The 14,839-nt window shown below is 30.9% G+C and carries 17 protein-coding genes; 1 reads left to right on the top strand and 16 read right to left on the bottom strand.

Going from position 1 to position 14,839, the window contains the following annotated elements:
* Positions 1-36 precede the first annotated feature (36 nt).
* The 12 genes from RIN63_RS12300 to rpsF all read right to left on the bottom strand — a co-directional run bounded on the left by RIN63_RS12300 (position 37) and on the right by rpsF (position 9,558).
* On the bottom strand, positions 37-561 hold the full coding sequence (locus RIN63_RS12300) for a transcription repressor NadR (RefSeq protein WP_310445032.1): 525 nt from the start codon (positions 559-561) through the stop codon (positions 37-39).
* Positions 562-591: 30 nt separating this feature from the next.
* A complete protein-coding gene (locus RIN63_RS12295; RefSeq protein ID WP_310445031.1) occupies positions 592-1,572 on the bottom strand; it encodes an ATP-binding protein in 981 nt (326 codons plus the stop codon).
* A 2-nt stretch (positions 1,573-1,574) separates the two neighbouring features.
* Entirely contained in the window at positions 1,575-2,669 is a 1,095-nt protein-coding gene (locus tag RIN63_RS12290) for a DnaD domain protein (RefSeq protein ID WP_310445030.1), read from the bottom strand.
* Positions 2,670-2,696: 27 nt separating this feature from the next.
* Complete coding sequence (locus tag RIN63_RS12285) at positions 2,697-3,299, bottom strand: GNAT family N-acetyltransferase (protein ID WP_310445029.1); 603 nt, start codon at positions 3,297-3,299, stop codon at positions 2,697-2,699.
* A gap of 105 nt (positions 3,300-3,404) precedes the next feature.
* Complete coding sequence (gene dnaB / locus RIN63_RS12280; RefSeq protein ID WP_310445180.1) at positions 3,405-4,736, bottom strand: replicative DNA helicase; 1,332 nt, start codon at positions 4,734-4,736, stop codon at positions 3,405-3,407.
* Positions 4,737-4,749: 13 nt separating this feature from the next.
* Positions 4,750-5,196 (bottom strand): 50S ribosomal protein L9, encoded by a 447-nt coding sequence (rplI, locus tag RIN63_RS12275; RefSeq protein WP_310445028.1) that lies wholly within the window; start codon positions 5,194-5,196, stop codon positions 4,750-4,752.
* Positions 5,193-7,193, bottom strand: a complete 2,001-nt coding sequence (locus RIN63_RS12270; RefSeq protein ID WP_310445027.1) for a DHH family phosphoesterase — start codon at positions 7,191-7,193, stop codon at positions 5,193-5,195. The genes rplI and RIN63_RS12270 overlap by 4 nt, the downstream gene beginning before the upstream one ends.
* A gap of 10 nt (positions 7,194-7,203) precedes the next feature.
* On the bottom strand, positions 7,204-8,160 hold the full coding sequence (locus tag RIN63_RS12265; RefSeq protein ID WP_310445026.1) for a DUF2232 domain-containing protein: 957 nt from the start codon (positions 8,158-8,160) through the stop codon (positions 7,204-7,206).
* 11 nt (positions 8,161-8,171) lie between these two features.
* Entirely contained in the window at positions 8,172-8,492 is a 321-nt protein-coding gene (locus RIN63_RS12260; RefSeq protein WP_310445025.1) for a MazG-like family protein, read from the bottom strand.
* A gap of 93 nt (positions 8,493-8,585) precedes the next feature.
* Positions 8,586-8,810 (bottom strand): 30S ribosomal protein S18, encoded by a 225-nt coding sequence (rpsR, locus tag RIN63_RS12255; RefSeq protein ID WP_310445024.1) that lies wholly within the window; start codon positions 8,808-8,810, stop codon positions 8,586-8,588.
* 14 nt (positions 8,811-8,824) lie between these two features.
* Positions 8,825-9,256, bottom strand: a complete 432-nt coding sequence (locus RIN63_RS12250; protein WP_310445023.1) for a single-stranded DNA-binding protein — start codon at positions 9,254-9,256, stop codon at positions 8,825-8,827.
* Positions 9,257-9,276: 20 nt separating this feature from the next.
* Positions 9,277-9,558 (bottom strand): 30S ribosomal protein S6, encoded by a 282-nt coding sequence (gene rpsF / locus RIN63_RS12245; protein WP_310445022.1) that lies wholly within the window; start codon positions 9,556-9,558, stop codon positions 9,277-9,279.
* A 179-nt stretch (positions 9,559-9,737) separates the two neighbouring features.
* Between rpsF and RIN63_RS12240 the strand changes: the two genes are divergently transcribed.
* Positions 9,738-10,232 carry a hypothetical protein gene (locus tag RIN63_RS12240; protein WP_310445021.1) on the top strand — a complete coding sequence of 165 codons (495 nt, stop codon included), beginning with the start codon at positions 9,738-9,740 and terminating at the stop codon, positions 10,230-10,232.
* A 61-nt stretch (positions 10,233-10,293) separates the two neighbouring features.
* Here RIN63_RS12240 and RIN63_RS12235 read toward each other — a convergent pair whose 3' ends face one another.
* From RIN63_RS12235 to sigI, 4 genes are all read right to left on the bottom strand, one after another.
* The gene (locus RIN63_RS12235) at positions 10,294-11,178 is read right to left on the bottom strand and encodes an RNA methyltransferase (RefSeq protein ID WP_310445020.1); all 885 of its coding nucleotides are present in this window, start codon (positions 11,176-11,178) and stop codon (positions 10,294-10,296) included.
* Between the two features lie 192 nt (positions 11,179-11,370).
* Positions 11,371-12,591 carry a hypothetical protein gene (locus tag RIN63_RS12230; RefSeq protein WP_310445019.1) on the bottom strand — a complete coding sequence of 407 codons (1,221 nt, stop codon included), beginning with the start codon at positions 12,589-12,591 and terminating at the stop codon, positions 11,371-11,373.
* 92 nt (positions 12,592-12,683) lie between these two features.
* Entirely contained in the window at positions 12,684-13,886 is a 1,203-nt protein-coding gene (locus tag RIN63_RS12225) for an anti-sigma factor domain-containing protein (RefSeq protein ID WP_310445018.1), read from the bottom strand.
* Entirely contained in the window at positions 13,887-14,618 is a 732-nt protein-coding gene (sigI, locus tag RIN63_RS12220) for an RNA polymerase sigma-I factor (protein WP_310445017.1), read from the bottom strand.
* Positions 14,619-14,839: the final 221 nt, after the last annotated feature.

The following is a 14,839-nucleotide window of genomic DNA, read 5'->3' as shown; positions in this document are numbered from 1 at the left end:
CATACAGCAGTCACATCTTTTGTTAAATGTAATATGTTAATCCTCTTTTATTAAATAATTTTTTTTAGAAAGTACATCCCTTATTCTATTTATCATATTTTCATCTTCTACCTCTATTGTATGAATATGAATTCCCCCAGTCAGTGAAGATAAAGGTTCTGCTTTAGTCTTATTTAAATTATCCATAAACTCCCTCAAGTCATGCCTTGAGCCTATTTGTAATTGTGATTTTATTTCTCCGTATAATGGGTGCTCTACTACTACATCTAATACCTTTCCTCCTAAATCTACTATTGTACTTAATTCATCCTCTATTTCATCATTGTTTTTGTGTATACAAGCGATAGTTTTAATTATCTTCTTCTTTCCATAGTATTGAGGTATTAAATATCCCTGTGGGGTAGCTAATATATCCTCTCCCCTAGCTCTAAGTATTGCAACATCTTGAACTATTACCTGTCTACTTACTTCTAGTTGTTCAGATAGATCTGTTCCTTTGATAGGCCCCTCTGAACCCTTTAGAATAGAAAGTATCATTTCTCGCCTCTCATTAGCATCCATTTAATCACCCCTCATAAAAATAGTTAATAACTACTCCCATCTCAAATCATGTCCATAAAACTTTAATGGAACAAATTTATCTAATATCCTTGAGAATACTCTGTCTGTATATGTTTCTGATATTTCCTTTGGTGTTAAATTACTTGATATTATCGTCTTTTTACCTGCTATTATTCTGGTATTTACAATGTTGAATATCTCTGCATTGGTAAATGTATTTGCTACTTCTGTGCCTAAATCATCTATAATAAGTAAATCAGCTTCAAACAATAAATTATATTGATAATCATTAAATTCCTTGCTTCCCCTACCAAATCTATGTTTTTCAATTATTTCAAGTATTGTAAAAGCCGTTTGATATATTACTATCTTATTCTTATCCAATAGGGATTTGGCAATGCAATTACACAGATAAGTTTTTCCTAGACCTGTGGTGCCATAGAATAATAAATTATCTCCATTATTTTCATTAAAATTGCTAATAAAACCTTCTGCTATACCTACTATATCAACCATATTTTCCTTTGGTGTCACTGATTCGTTTCCAAAGACCTCATCTTTAAATATATTTATATTGAAGTTTTTAAAATTCTCTTTTGCTAAAACATTATCTAAATTAGACATCTTATATGCACGGGAGACTAAGGCCTGCTTTAGGCAATTACATTGTTGTCCACTTTCTAGATATCCTGTATCCTTACAATTAGTGCAATCATAATTGATATCCATATAATCTGCTGGAATATTGGATTCTGTCATTAGATAAGCTTTTTCCATCTTCAATTTTTCAATTGTTTTCTTAGCCTCTTCTGCAGATTCTTTATAGGTATCAGGGTTACCTATTATATATTTAGTCATAGATATACCTGCTTTAAATATTTCTTCATCTATTCTCTTAATCGCAGGTATCTTTTTATAGACCTTTTCTTTTCTCATCCTTTGGTCATATAATTGCCTATCTCTTTTTCTCTCATATTCATTTGTTAATTCTTTTAGTATAGTTCTATACATGATTATGCTTCTCCTTTTGCCTTTTTACTATAGGCCTCTCTTTTCCTTCTTGCAATATTTTCCAATTCCTCAGCAGTATATCCATCTGATCTTTGCTCAAAATTGTGGAATCTAGTCTTTAGTGGAGCGGATTTTTTGTCAGTAGGTCTTGCCACCTTATATTCTTTCTTCTCCTTTGGTTTGTCCTTTTCCTCAATATCATTTATGGTTACTATTTCTTTTTTATGCCATGATTTTAGGACTCCATCTATATAATTAACCGTAGGATTTGAAACCTTAGCTGAAGATTCACAACCCTTTAAGACCATTTCCATAGTAAATTTATACTCTTCGAACCATTTATCTATTACTTTCATTTCTCCCTGTGTAATAGTTCTATTATCTAGACCTAAAGATTTCATTACTTTTTGGTATCTATAGAACTTTTCATCCTGTGTTTTAAAATGTTCTATAATTGCATCCATATTCGTAAGTCCCTTATCATACCAATTTCTAATGATTCCTTCTACATAATTAACATTTCTTTGACCTTTTCTTTCTACTCCATAAAAAAAGGCTTTTTCTATTACATCTGGATTCATGTTATAATTCTCTATCCAAGATAAAATCTTCTGTTTTTCTGTAGTGACAGTCTGTCTTCTCATTATGTAATCTATCTGATTAAACATTTTATTAATTAAAGGTATTTGATTTGCATCTATTAAATCCTGAGGTGTAATTGACTTAGGTTTTTTTGCAGTTTCTTCCTTTGTACTAAATAGACTAAGATTATTTTTTATATAAAGCTGCTTTAAGCTTAAAAATTTTACTTTATAGTTATATTTATTATCTTCTTCTCCAATAGTCTTCTCTACGATACCCTTACTTGCCCAAAAGTCCCAAGCTCTAAGTACATCATCTAAAGGTATTTCTAAATACTTTGCTATGGTTTGATTTGTTACATCAATTTTTCCATCTTTATCATGGGCATATTTATATCCTAATAAATACACTTTAACATAGGTTCCATTTGCCATAGGCATATAATCATTAATAAATATATTTTCTATAGGAGTATCTCCTAAATCCATATCTGTAGTTTCAAGGGTGAAGCTCATATTATCAACTCCTAGGTTATTTATATATTATTGCCTTAATTTAAAAAATCTTTTCCTATCTAAGGTCATTTTGTAAATATAATTATATATCTTTTCTCCCTTTATTACAAAAGAAGATTTTTCTATTATATAATAGGGATTTGTTAAATCTAATCCTGAATCAAAAAATTCATCTAGATAATATCCTATGGGCTTAAAACCTATTTTTTCATATAATCTATAGGCTCGTTTATTGAATTCTGCCACTTCTAATATCATTTTTCTCATTTTCATTTTACTAAAATAGTATTGTAAGAATGTTTCTAGAATCTCGGTTCCATATCCTTTATCCACTTGATTTGGATCCAATACTAGACCTAGTGTAGATTCTTTAGTAATTCTCTTAATATTTTTAATCCCCATATACCCTATCAATTCATCACTTTCATTTCTTATACCATAATATTTGTTTACAAATCTATTTGTTTTTACCCTATACCACATCTTAATATCTTTATCACTTAATTTTGGAAAATTATAGTCTTCTAAAAGTGGATTCTCATGGAATCCCCATTTTCTCATAAGATATACATCATCTACCTTCAAAGGCCTGATAGTTATTCTTTTCCCCTTTATCTCCAAATCCGTCACCTTCTCTATAAAATTATAGATCCATCCCCTATGCTCAGGCAGGAAAATATCTGTCATCCTGAACACAGTGAAGGATCTAATATCTATTCACTATACACCGCTTTATTATTCCCTAACTAAATTAACAAACTTCGTAAATTCCTTCTTAAATACAAGTTCAATACTGCCCGTTGGACCATTTCTATGTTTTGCAATAATTACTTCTCCTATGTTTTTCTTTTCAGAATCCTCGTGATAATAATCATCTCTATATAGGAACAATACCACGTCTGCATCCTGTTCTATGGCTCCAGATTCCCTTAAGTCTGATAATATAGGTCTATGGTCAGATCTAAGCTCTGGTGCCCGGCTAAGCTGTGATAAAGCTATTACAGGGCATTCCATCTCCTTAGCTAAAGCCTTTAAGCCCCTAGATATGGCTGAAATCTCCTGTTGCCTACTCTCTTGACGCCCATCTAATTGCATTAACTGCAAATAGTCTATCATTACAAGATCAAGACCCTTTTCTATCTTAAGCCTTCTACATTTTGCCTTCATTTCCATTAATGAAATACCCGCTGTATCATCTATATATATATTAGCCTGAGACAAGGGGGCCATGGAATTAATTACCTGCATCCATTCATTCTCGTCTAGCCTACCTGATATTATCTTTTGAAGATCCACATGGGCGGTGGCAGATATCATTCTTTGTACTAATTGTTCCTTAGACATCTCTAAAGAAAATATAGCTACTTTTGCATCACCTTTCAATGCAGCATTAGTTACTATATTTACAGAAATTGCAGTTTTACCCATGGATGGTCTAGCAGCCAATAGTACTAAATCTGACTTTTGTAAACCAGACAATTTACTATCTAAATCAATAAATCCTGTAGTAAGACCTGTTAATCCTCCTCCACTGGCAGCTCTAGCCTCAATCTGGGAAAAACTATCCAATAGAACTTCAGACAATGGGGAAAAGCCTTCCCTATGTCTTCCCTGAGTAATATCAAAAATGGATTTCTCTGCTTGTTCTATTATTGAACTTACTTCATCAGCATTTTCATAAGATCTGGCAGTTACTTCATCACAGGATTTAATTAATCTCCTAAGAGTAGATTTTTCTTCTACAATCTTACAATAGTATTTTACATTGGCAGTTGTAGCAATTCCAGATGAAAGATTTGCTAAGTAAGTAACTCCACCAGTGTTCTCCAATGTCCCTCTTCTCTTAAGCTCTTCTGATAAGGTAATCAGGTCTACTGGTTCATTTTTATTAAATAATATTAATATAGCTTCATATATTTCCTTATTTGCTTCTTTGTAGAAATCATCTGCCCTTATTATCTCTACCGCTGTATTTATAGCTTCCTTGTCCAATATCATAGCTCCAAGGACAGATTGCTCTGCCTCCAAACTATGGGGAGGAATACGTCCAATTAATTGATTTTCTATTTGAACCACCTCATTATTGTTCTTTTACATTAACACTTAACTTTGCAGTTACCTCTGGATATACCTTTACATCTACGGATGTGGTTCCAAGAGATTTAATGTTATCCTTTAGTTCAATTTTTCTTCTATCTATATCAATTTTATGTTGTGATTTTAGAGCGTCAGCTATATCCTTGGAAGTAATAGAACCAAAAAGTCTTCCACCTTCTCCAGATTTCCCTTGAATTACTACATTAATATTTTCTATCTTAGTCTTTAGGGCTAAAGCTTCTTTATGTTCATTCTCTTTTCTTTCTGCTTCTTTTTCTTTGTTTTCCTTCCACTTCTTTAGATTACCTGGTGTTGCCTCTATAGCATCACCCTTTGGAAATAAGAAGTTTCTAGCATATCCATCCTTTGCATTTACTAAGTCTCCTTCTTTACCTAATCCTTTTATTTCTTTTAATAATATTACTTTCATTCTATTTCACCTTCCTCTAAGTATTTATCTATAGTTTCTGTTAGTAAGACCTCTGCCTCATCCATGGTTATATGATCTAGTTGAGTGCCTGCAGATGTTAAATGCCCCCCACCTCCAAGTTTCTCCAAGATTAACTGCACGCTAACATTTCCTAATGATCTGCCACTTATGTGAAGCTTATTGTTTACATAAGTCATTACAAAGGATGCCTCAACACCATTTATATCTAACAAATCATTGGCAGCCTGAGCTGCAATTAAAAGAGAATCTTCCATCTGAGCTTCAAGTCTACCTATTGCTATTATATCAAAAATTATCCTAGCTGACTTTATTACTTCTGCCTTATGAATAAAAGTATTAAAATCATCTCTAAATAACTGTCTAACTACTGTTGTATCAGCACCGGCTCGTTTAAGTATAGAAGCTGCTTCAAATGTCCTAACTCCTGTTTGAAAGCTAAAATTCTTAGTATCTACAGTAATTCCTGACATCAAGGCCTCTGCTTCAAATTTAGTAAGATTAATTTTATCGCTCATATAGGATAATACTTCTGTAACCAATTCACAGGTAGAAGAAGCATATGGCTCTAAATAGGTAAGGATTGGATCCTTTATAAATTCTACTCCTCTTCTATGATGGTCTATTAATACCACCTTAGGTATTATATCTAAAAGCTCTGGCACCTCAGTAAAGCTAGGCTTATGGTTATCTACTACTACCATAAGAGAACTCTCTCCAGCTAACTCCAATGCTTCTTCTGGAGTTATAATCTGTTCTAGAAGCTCAGGTTGTTCTTGCCTCAACTTTTCAAAAATATTTTTAATAGATGGATTTTCTCCACTTAATATCAAATATCCTGCCTTATCTCTATCTTTTATTGCCCTAAGTACTCCTATCCCTGCACCAAAGGAGTCCATATCGGGATTTTTATGCCCCATAACAAATACTCTATCTGCTTGATCTATAAGCTGTCTTAAAGCATATCCAATGACTCTAGCCTTTACCTTATTTCTCTTTTCCATAGCTTTTGATTTACCACCGTAGAAGTTAAGTATATTACCAACTTGTACTACAGCTTGATCTCCACCTCTACCTAATGCAATATCTATGGCAGCTCTTGCCTTTTCATAGGATTCAAAAGGATTGTTTCCACCTGATCCAACTCCCATACTCAATGTAATTGGTATGGTATTTCCTACTTCTAACTCCCTCATTTGATCTAAGATATCAAACTTTTTACTTTCTATATCTTTCAATACACTATTTTCCATAATAATAAAATATTTATCATTTTCATATTTTCTTACAATACCATTATATCTGGAAAAGTACTCATTAATGTTCTTATCAATTTCTGCCATTACTAGTGGTCTATTTACCTCTGGAGTACCGCTCCTAACATCATCATAATTATCCACAAAGGCAAGTGCTATGACTAATTTCTCTTTATTGTATTTTTGATCTAGCATAACAAAGTTTGTGTTATCAACCCAATAAAGCATTACAATCATGCTATTATTACTATTAGTTTTCTTTGTATCTACTAGGTTTGGAAATACCTTATAGTTTCTTTCTTCAAACTTTACATTAATTGGCGACATGTCATCTTCTTTAAATACTCCTTCTAAAGATATGCCTGGTATTAAATCAACTATTTTTTCATTTAATATTTCTCTCTCATTCATCATCTTTAAAAAAGGTGTATTATACCAACTAATTGCCATATCTTCATCTAACATAACTAATGGAAATGGCATGTTAAATATTGCATGTTTTGTTGCTGAATCAAATTCATTGGACAATCCCTCAACAAATTTTACTAGCTCTCGTCTTTTTCTAATATTTGATTTTATATTATGAAATATTAAATAACCTAATAGAATAAATCCTATAAAGGATAATAAAGGCTGATGAAATGCCATAATTATATTTAATACCCCAATTACAATAAGGTAGACATAACTGTCCTCCCACTTAAATTCTAATTTCTTTTTCATAATAATCCTCCTATAAGGATTTTTTCTTTCTTATTTTTCTCAAATCAAATACTGAATCCAATATACCAAGGAAGGATATAAGTCCTCCCATAGGAACAAATATTATATTCATTGACAGAAGAATAATTCTAAATACCAATGGAGTCTTGACTTTAATACATAGATAATCTAAAACCGATAATCCTTGCATAAAAAATACAAAACTAGCTAAAAAGACTATATTGCTAAGAAGTGCTTCATGGTATTGTATCTCCAGTTTTTTAAATACAAATGTAGTTAAAATCATAATTCCAATACCTAGGATAATATTGTTAGGAAGTTTAAATCTTGAAAATCGTTGAGTATTAATAGTTCCATATCCCATCTTTCGTAATATCTTAGAGGATAATAATAGATTGATATAACTTACTCCTAAGGAAAATATCCCTACAAAAGAAGGTATAAGAACTACCAACATCTTATATGTACTTTCTAGCAAATCTGTGGTCTTAAGTATTTCATGATTTGTCTTTCCCATTTCCTTAAGCATATCTACTTGTATGTTTAAATACTGGGTAAAAATCTGTTCAACTTGTTTTCCAATGTCTAAATTAGATATACTCCCTTCAAAAAATGAAAGCAGAATAAAAGATACAAAAAACAACATTGTAGAAGCTATTATTGTTTCCATATTAGTTTTTCTTTTTATAATACAGTAATTTATCCCAATGCTCAGGGGTGCAAATAATATCATTAATGACAATCCTGATGGAATTCCAAGAAGAATATTTACTATTATAAATGTTGATATAATAGATATAATATTACTATATATACCATTCCTCACTCCTAAAACTATAAAGGGTAATGGGATAATTAGTATCAACAATGATAGATAGTGGATTCCAAATACTATATATATAGCCATAATAGCTATTACAATTATACTCTCAATTATGCTTTTCTTTATCTTATCATTATTCTCCAATAATTTCACCTCTAATCTTTATCTTGATCAATAAACTCCAATAACAAACTTAAGTCTCCATACCATCTCTCAATTTTATGTTCTTCTATAAGATTTATCTTAATATTATCTCTTAGTGCTGATTTTATGCTTTCAAAACTCAGCCCTAATCTTTTACCTAATAACAAAGATTCTAATACGAGATTAGAGATAATGTCCTCAATGTTCTCCATTGTATTCTCTTCTCCATTAGCTAAAGTAGTATATAGATTTCCAACAGTGCTGAGTAGTTGAGCCTTTAACCATTCTACCGTTCTCATATTCTTTATAATATCTATGTCTTTATTCTCCATACAATACCCCATCCTTAATTTTTATTTTAACCTTACTAAAATAATACAAATTAAAGGAACATAAGTCAAATAAAAAAGAGAGGATATCCTCTCTTATTCTGCACTATATGGCAATAATGCTACTTGTCTTGATCTTTTTATAGCTATAGTTAGCTCTCTTTGGTGCTTTGAGCAATTTCCAGAGATTCTTCTAGGAAGAATTTTTCCTCTTTCAGTTATATATTTTTTAAGTTTGTTTATTTCTTTATAGTCAATACCCTTTGATTTATCTGCACAAAAACTACAGATTTTTTTTCTAGGTTTAAATCTTCTTTGCATCTTCTTACCTCCTTCTAGAATGGAATGTCATCATTATCAGTAGGATGGAAACCTTCTATACCGCCAAAGTCTGAACTAGGCTCATTAAATCCTTGGGATTTATTTGAATCTCCCCATTCTAAGAATTCAACATTAGAGGCTACAACATCCATGGTATATCTTTTGACACCATCTTTTTCATATGAGCCACTTTGAATCCTTCCTTGAATAGCTACTAGTCTACCCTTTGCAAGATAGTTAGCACAATTCTCACCCATTTTGCCCCATACAACTATGTTAATAAAGTCCGCTGTTGGCTGATTTTTAGATTCCATTTCTTGTTTTTTTTCTTTAGAAAGCCCTTTGTCTACTGCTATGCTAAATCTAGCTACTGCAGTGCCAGATACAGGTATATATCTTAACTCCGGATCTCTTGTTAGCCTTCCTATTAATACAACATTATTCAATATTCTCACCTACCCTTAGATTATTCGTCTTCTCTAATGATCATGTGTCTCATAATGCTGTCTGATATTCTAGCAACTCTATCTAACTCTTTGATTACTTCTGGTGTGCCTTCAAAGTTGATAAGTACATAATACCCTTCACCAATATCATCAATTAGATATGCTAACTTTCTTATTCCCCACTCATCAGTACTTGTAATGCTTCCTTCAGCTTCAATTATTCCTTTGAATCTCTCAAGTACTTGAACTCTTTTCTCTTCTTCAGATGGAAAAAAGATAATCATCGCTTCATATTTTCTCATATATTTCACCTCCCTATGGACTATCGGCCCTATCCTAAAGATAGAGCAAGGATTTACCAAAGTATTATACCATTTATGGACAGAGTATGCAAGAAATAATTTAAATATTTCTCTGTCTTGACAGGTGTATATACATCTATTATAATATTATTAACATTATATCATAAGGAGGTATTATCTTGAATGTAAAGAAATTAACATTATCTGCTTTACTTACAGCATTAGCAATTCTTATTCCTTTTGTAGTGTTTTTTAAAGTTATAGTTCCACCTTTTTCTGCTACTCTTGGCTCTCATGTGCCTATGTTTATCTCTATGTTATTAGGACCTGAGGTTGCTATTATGGTAGGACTTGGTTCAGCCTTAGGATTTTTTCTTAACCTTGGACCAGTTGTTGGATTAAGAGCATTTATGCATGTATTTATTGGAATTATAGGTGCAAAACTTATTAAAAAAGGAATGTCTTTTGGTAAAGTTTCTCTTATTACAGCTCCTATCCATGGACTCCTTGAAGCTATTGTAGTTATACCTTTTATAGGCTTTGATGTATACAAACTTCTAATTGTCACAGGAGTTGGTACTATTCTTCACCATGGAGCAGATGCTTTTATATCTTATGTCATATTAGGAGCTCTTAAAAAATCAAGAGCCCTTGACACCGGAAGCATTAGCTAAGTTTATTATATTAAAAGAAACCCAAACTTAAAAGGACATATTCTTTTAAGTTTGGATTTTTTTATCTTTTAATATATCCTTTATTCTTTAATGCTGCTTCATACATGATTATAGTAGCAGCTACTCCAACATTTAAAGAATCCATATCTCCCAGCATAGGGATACCTACTCCTTGATAATTCAATTTATAAAAATCTTCTGATACTCCATACTTTTCACTACCCATTACTATTGCAATCCTTCCATTATATTCTAAATCATAATAGTTTGAGGATGCATCTGTATCAGTTATGATTACTTGATATTTATTTTTCTTTAGCCATGTTTCCAGTTCAGAAAAATTCTCCGCTTCAACTACTGGCACCTTAAATACAGAACCTAAACTACTTCGCATTAGTTTTGGATGATTTAATCTAGTCTTTCTATTATTTACTATTACACAGTCAACTCCTGTAGCATCTGCTGACCTAAGTATAGTCCCTACATTGCCAGGTATCTCCAGTCCATCTAATATCAGTACCACTGAATTTTTCTCAATATGTATTTCTTCAAATTTCTTTGGAGGAAGATATACTACTGCCATTATTCCATGGGAGTTTTCTTTTTCTGCTATTACATTAAATACCTTTTCTGAAACTACTATGGACTCCTCTGCCAACTTTACAAAATTGTCTATGAGCTCCTGTGCCTCTATGGAATGAATCTTCTCTAGACATATAATCAGATATTTTACTCCTATTTTATATTTTTTTGCAAGGTTAAGAGAAAATATCCCATCAATTACTGCAAGTTTTTCTGGATTAGGCTTAGAGTTCTTATTTAAACTTAAGATCCTCTCCACTATATGGTATTTATTTCCTACATACTTTAATTTATGACCATATATATTATTGAAATGATTTTGCTTATCTTCTAGACTTAATTCCTTTATATCTTTATAGTTCATATTTTTATCTCCTCGTTGAATAGTAGCTTAATATTGCAAGGACTTACCTCTAATTCAATATATCTATTTACTCATTATCTCCTTAATACAACATTTTAATTATATCACATTATTACAAACAATCATTAAAAAAGTAAAGTAGGCAAAGCAAATTGCCTTACCTACTTTAACTTAATTATTTTATACCTATCATTATTTTGCTACAATAGCTATAACTTCACTATCCTTCACATGAATAATAACTTCTTTACCTACTTCAATTTCAATAATATTTAAATCTTTTCTAACAGAAAATACTTTAATTTCATTTCCTACTTGAATTGTGACAGTTGGCTTATTCCCAACATCTTTTGCTATAATTCTACCTTCAAAAGACTGAATTAATTGATTAATGGTAATTTCAATAACTTCTCCACTTTGGATAGTTAACTGCACATCCATATTAACTGCAATATCTTTTAAAGTTTTTTGAACTCCGTTAATTTTTACAATTACATTCTTATTTATTTTAAATAAAGTTTCCTTATTACCTTGTGTTAAGACTATTTCATTTTTATCTATATTAATAGCTTTAACAACACCTTTTTGGTTTTCTATAGATAATGATTTGGCCTCTATACTAATTATATTTTGATCTTTTACATAAGCTTCTAAAGTCATACCAACTAATAGATTTGAAAAAGTCTTTATCTCACCATCTATTTTTATAGGTGTATTGCTTTGAGCTTTATATAGAGTTACCTTTGTACCTTCCTGAAGTACAAACTCCATACGATTATAATCAATTGCTATTATAGTTCCAATTATTTTTGTTTGTACATCTTTACTTGCCTCAATTAATTTTACCCTATCCCCTTCTATAGTTAACTTTAACTCCATACCAGTAGTTAAACCACTAATACTACTTTTCTCACCATTAATGCGTACAGTAACATCAGATCTTAATTTATAACTATCTAATTTATTGTTCTCATAAATATATATTTTATTTTCTTTTTTATCAACTAATGAAAGTCTTCCTTCCACAGTGTATACGGTTTCACTTTCTCTTGTAGCCTTAAGCTCTGTAATAGTATTATTTTTGTCTAGTTTCATAAAAACATCATCATTTTTCATAATGTCTTCAAGCTTAGCTGATTTTTTATTCAACTCTATTTTTGCTTCATCAGAAACAAGGAGCACAAGTATTGCTGTCCCATCTTCTATAACTACTCTTCTTTGTTCTAAATTTATATCCTTTATAGTTGTATTATACTCTTTTTTATCTTTTTCTTGTTGGATAAACTTCTTTTGGATTCCAGGTGGCAAACCACCCTTTTTAGCTAATCCTGGTGGAGTAAATGCACTTGCATAAGAACTTGTCAATAGAATCACTAAAAACAAAGTCGCTAAACTGGTTAAATATTTTTTCATCTTATATACCTCCTATTATTTTTATTATTATATTATTACGGCTACTTAAATTTTTTAGGGGTACATATGAGAAATTAAAAATTTTTTTTTATTTAATCATCTTTTTTATCTTTAATCTTTTCTTTATATTGTTTCGAGGGGTTATTAGATTTGCTATTCCCTGGGTGTTCCTCAAATACAGGATGACTTTTTTTGTTCTTTATTTCATCTTTATTATTTTTACTATCTTTGTCTTTGTCCTTACTGTCTTTATTATCTTTATCATCTTTACTATCTTTATCCTTGTCTTTATCTTTTTCATTGTTTATATCTTTGTCTTTGTTTTTATCTTTATTATTGTTATTGTCTTTCTTGCCATTATTATCCTTGTCTTTGTTCTGTCCTATCCCTTCTTCTTTTTCTTCTTTCTCCTCTTTCTCTACCTTTTCTTCTTTAATTTTTTCATCCTTAACCTTCTTTTTATCCTTGTCAGAATTATTGTTATTTCCAGGATGCTCTTCAAATACTGGATGTTCTTTACCAATCTTCTCTATAAGTTCCTTTACCTTTTCTTCCTTTAGCTCCTTTATTTCTTCTTTACTACTTTGCCCATCCTTATTATTATCTTTATTATTTTCATAGACTTCCATCCTACCTACTGAAATATGTTCTTTTCTTGCTTTTTTCAATGTCTCTTTATTTGATTCTACCGTAACAACTTCAATATATTGAACATCTTCACTAGATACATTTTCTATCTTTTCTTTTCCTTCCACTAATAAGTGTTCTAAAGCTTCAGTATCTTTTTCATTGTTGCTTAGCCCTACAACACCTAATAGTATATAATTTTCTTCATTTTCCTTAATATAGCCTTCTGTCTTTGCTGTTTGTACAAGTTCATCTAATGCATTAGCTAATACCTGACCCTTTAATTTTTTAAGCGGTAGATTTAAAGCATCCTCATTAAGAGCCGTTGCATTTATTACACGATGATTTTTATTAACCTTTATTTCTACACTTGGATTTATATCAATTGATACTATAGCAACTGCCCTATAATTTATGTCCCAAACTTGTATGCCATAAATGGAAGTAATTACTAGCAAAATTATAGCCGCTATCTTTGAAATACTTTTAATACTTTTAATACTTTTAATACTTGTATTTGATTTTCTTATAATATCTCTCTCTTCAAAATATACTTCCATACCTTCTTCCAAGCCAACACTCTTTTTAATTCTTTTAAATGTACATTCTTCAGTGATTACAACTATACTATCACTACAAACTTCTACGATATTACCTCGATAAACCATCTAATTACCCCCTTCATTGCTAGAAATATAACCCTTTAATGTGTCCAGATTACTATTCAAAATCAATATAATTGCTATAATGAATTTTCTACTTCTTTGGACTGCTTTTCTAGACACATTTAAGTCTCGTATTATCTCATTTGTAGGAAGATTTCCTGTGTTTAGAAATCTATCACAAAGCCTTCTATTTTCAAAGACATGCTTTCCTATTTTAATAGCTGTCTGTCTAGTATCTTGGTGCTTGGGAGATTCATTGATTAAATCATCAAGTGAAACACCAAAGTCTTTCATACTGTGTACTAAAGATGCAAAATCTAGCTTAGTCTCTATTCCTGCCTCAAAGCCTTCTACCGCCATTACATCATTTGTGTAATAGTCCTCATCATCTTCTCTTTGAAGTTGGCTCATAAAAACTTCCTTTGACCTTCTAGATTCTTTTCTAAGCTGATCTATTAATCGGCTTTTTATCACCACGGAAGCAAAAGTTAAAAAATTACCTCTTTCTTCATCATACTTTTCTATTGCCTCATTAAATGCAATAAGTCCAATGCTAAAATAGTCATCATTTTCTACTTCTATATATGACCCTAATTGATTCACAAGTACCTTTTTTATAAATGGAATATACTCCTGTATAAGATTGTTTTTATCATCCTCGTCACCTTCTTGTATGTCTTTTACCCGTTCTTCTAAAGTCTTTTTCCAATTAAAGATATTGAGAAGTTTAGTCACCCAAACACCCCCTCATTATATAATACGATAGATTACACTTTTAAATGGGTATAGAAATCAAAATTAAATTTCTTGCCCTTTATGTTACTTATGTACATTATATAAAGTTTTAGCAAATCCATCAAATTATTATTTTTTTACAACCCAATATACATAAAAAAATTGTTAAAATATTTTACATAGATTTTACATTACCATCTCAATAGATTTAACATTGCTTG

Source organism: Tissierella sp. (assembly GCF_031460495.1).
In the GTDB taxonomy this organism is placed as follows: domain Bacteria; phylum Bacillota; class Clostridia; order Tissierellales; family Tissierellaceae; genus JAVKTS01.
Note: the sequence above shows the minus strand (reverse complement) of the source record. Positions and strands in the feature narration are given on the sequence as shown.

Coding starts and splice junctions, on each gene's coding strand:
- RIN63_RS12290 (WP_310445030.1), bottom strand. CDS start 2,669: ATGAGCTTCACCCTTGAAACTACAGATATGGATTTAGGAGATACTCCT.
- RIN63_RS12230 (WP_310445019.1), bottom strand. CDS start 12,591: ATGAAAAAATATTTAACCAGTTTAGCGACTTTGTTTTTAGTGATTCTA.
- rpsF (WP_310445022.1), bottom strand. CDS start 9,558: ATGAGAAAATATGAAGCGATGATTATCTTTTTTCCATCTGAAGAAGAG.
- RIN63_RS12225 (WP_310445018.1), bottom strand. CDS start 13,886: ATGGTTTATCGAGGTAATATCGTAGAAGTTTGTAGTGATAGTATAGTT.
- RIN63_RS12295 (WP_310445031.1), bottom strand. CDS start 1,572: ATGTATAGAACTATACTAAAAGAATTAACAAATGAATATGAGAGAAAA.
- rpsR (WP_310445024.1), bottom strand. CDS start 8,810: ATGCAAAGAAGATTTAAACCTAGAAAAAAAATCTGTAGTTTTTGTGCA.
- rplI (WP_310445028.1), bottom strand. CDS start 5,196: ATGAAAGTAATATTATTAAAAGAAATAAAAGGATTAGGTAAAGAAGGA.
- RIN63_RS12260 (WP_310445025.1), bottom strand. CDS start 8,492: ATGGAGAATAAAGACATAGATATTATAAAGAATATGAGAACGGTAGAA.
- RIN63_RS12235 (WP_310445020.1), bottom strand. CDS start 11,178: ATGAACTATAAAGATATAAAGGAATTAAGTCTAGAAGATAAGCAAAAT.
- RIN63_RS12300 (WP_310445032.1), bottom strand. CDS start 561: ATGGATGCTAATGAGAGGCGAGAAATGATACTTTCTATTCTAAAGGGT.
- RIN63_RS12270 (WP_310445027.1), bottom strand. CDS start 7,193: ATGAAAAAGAAATTAGAATTTAAGTGGGAGGACAGTTATGTCTACCTT.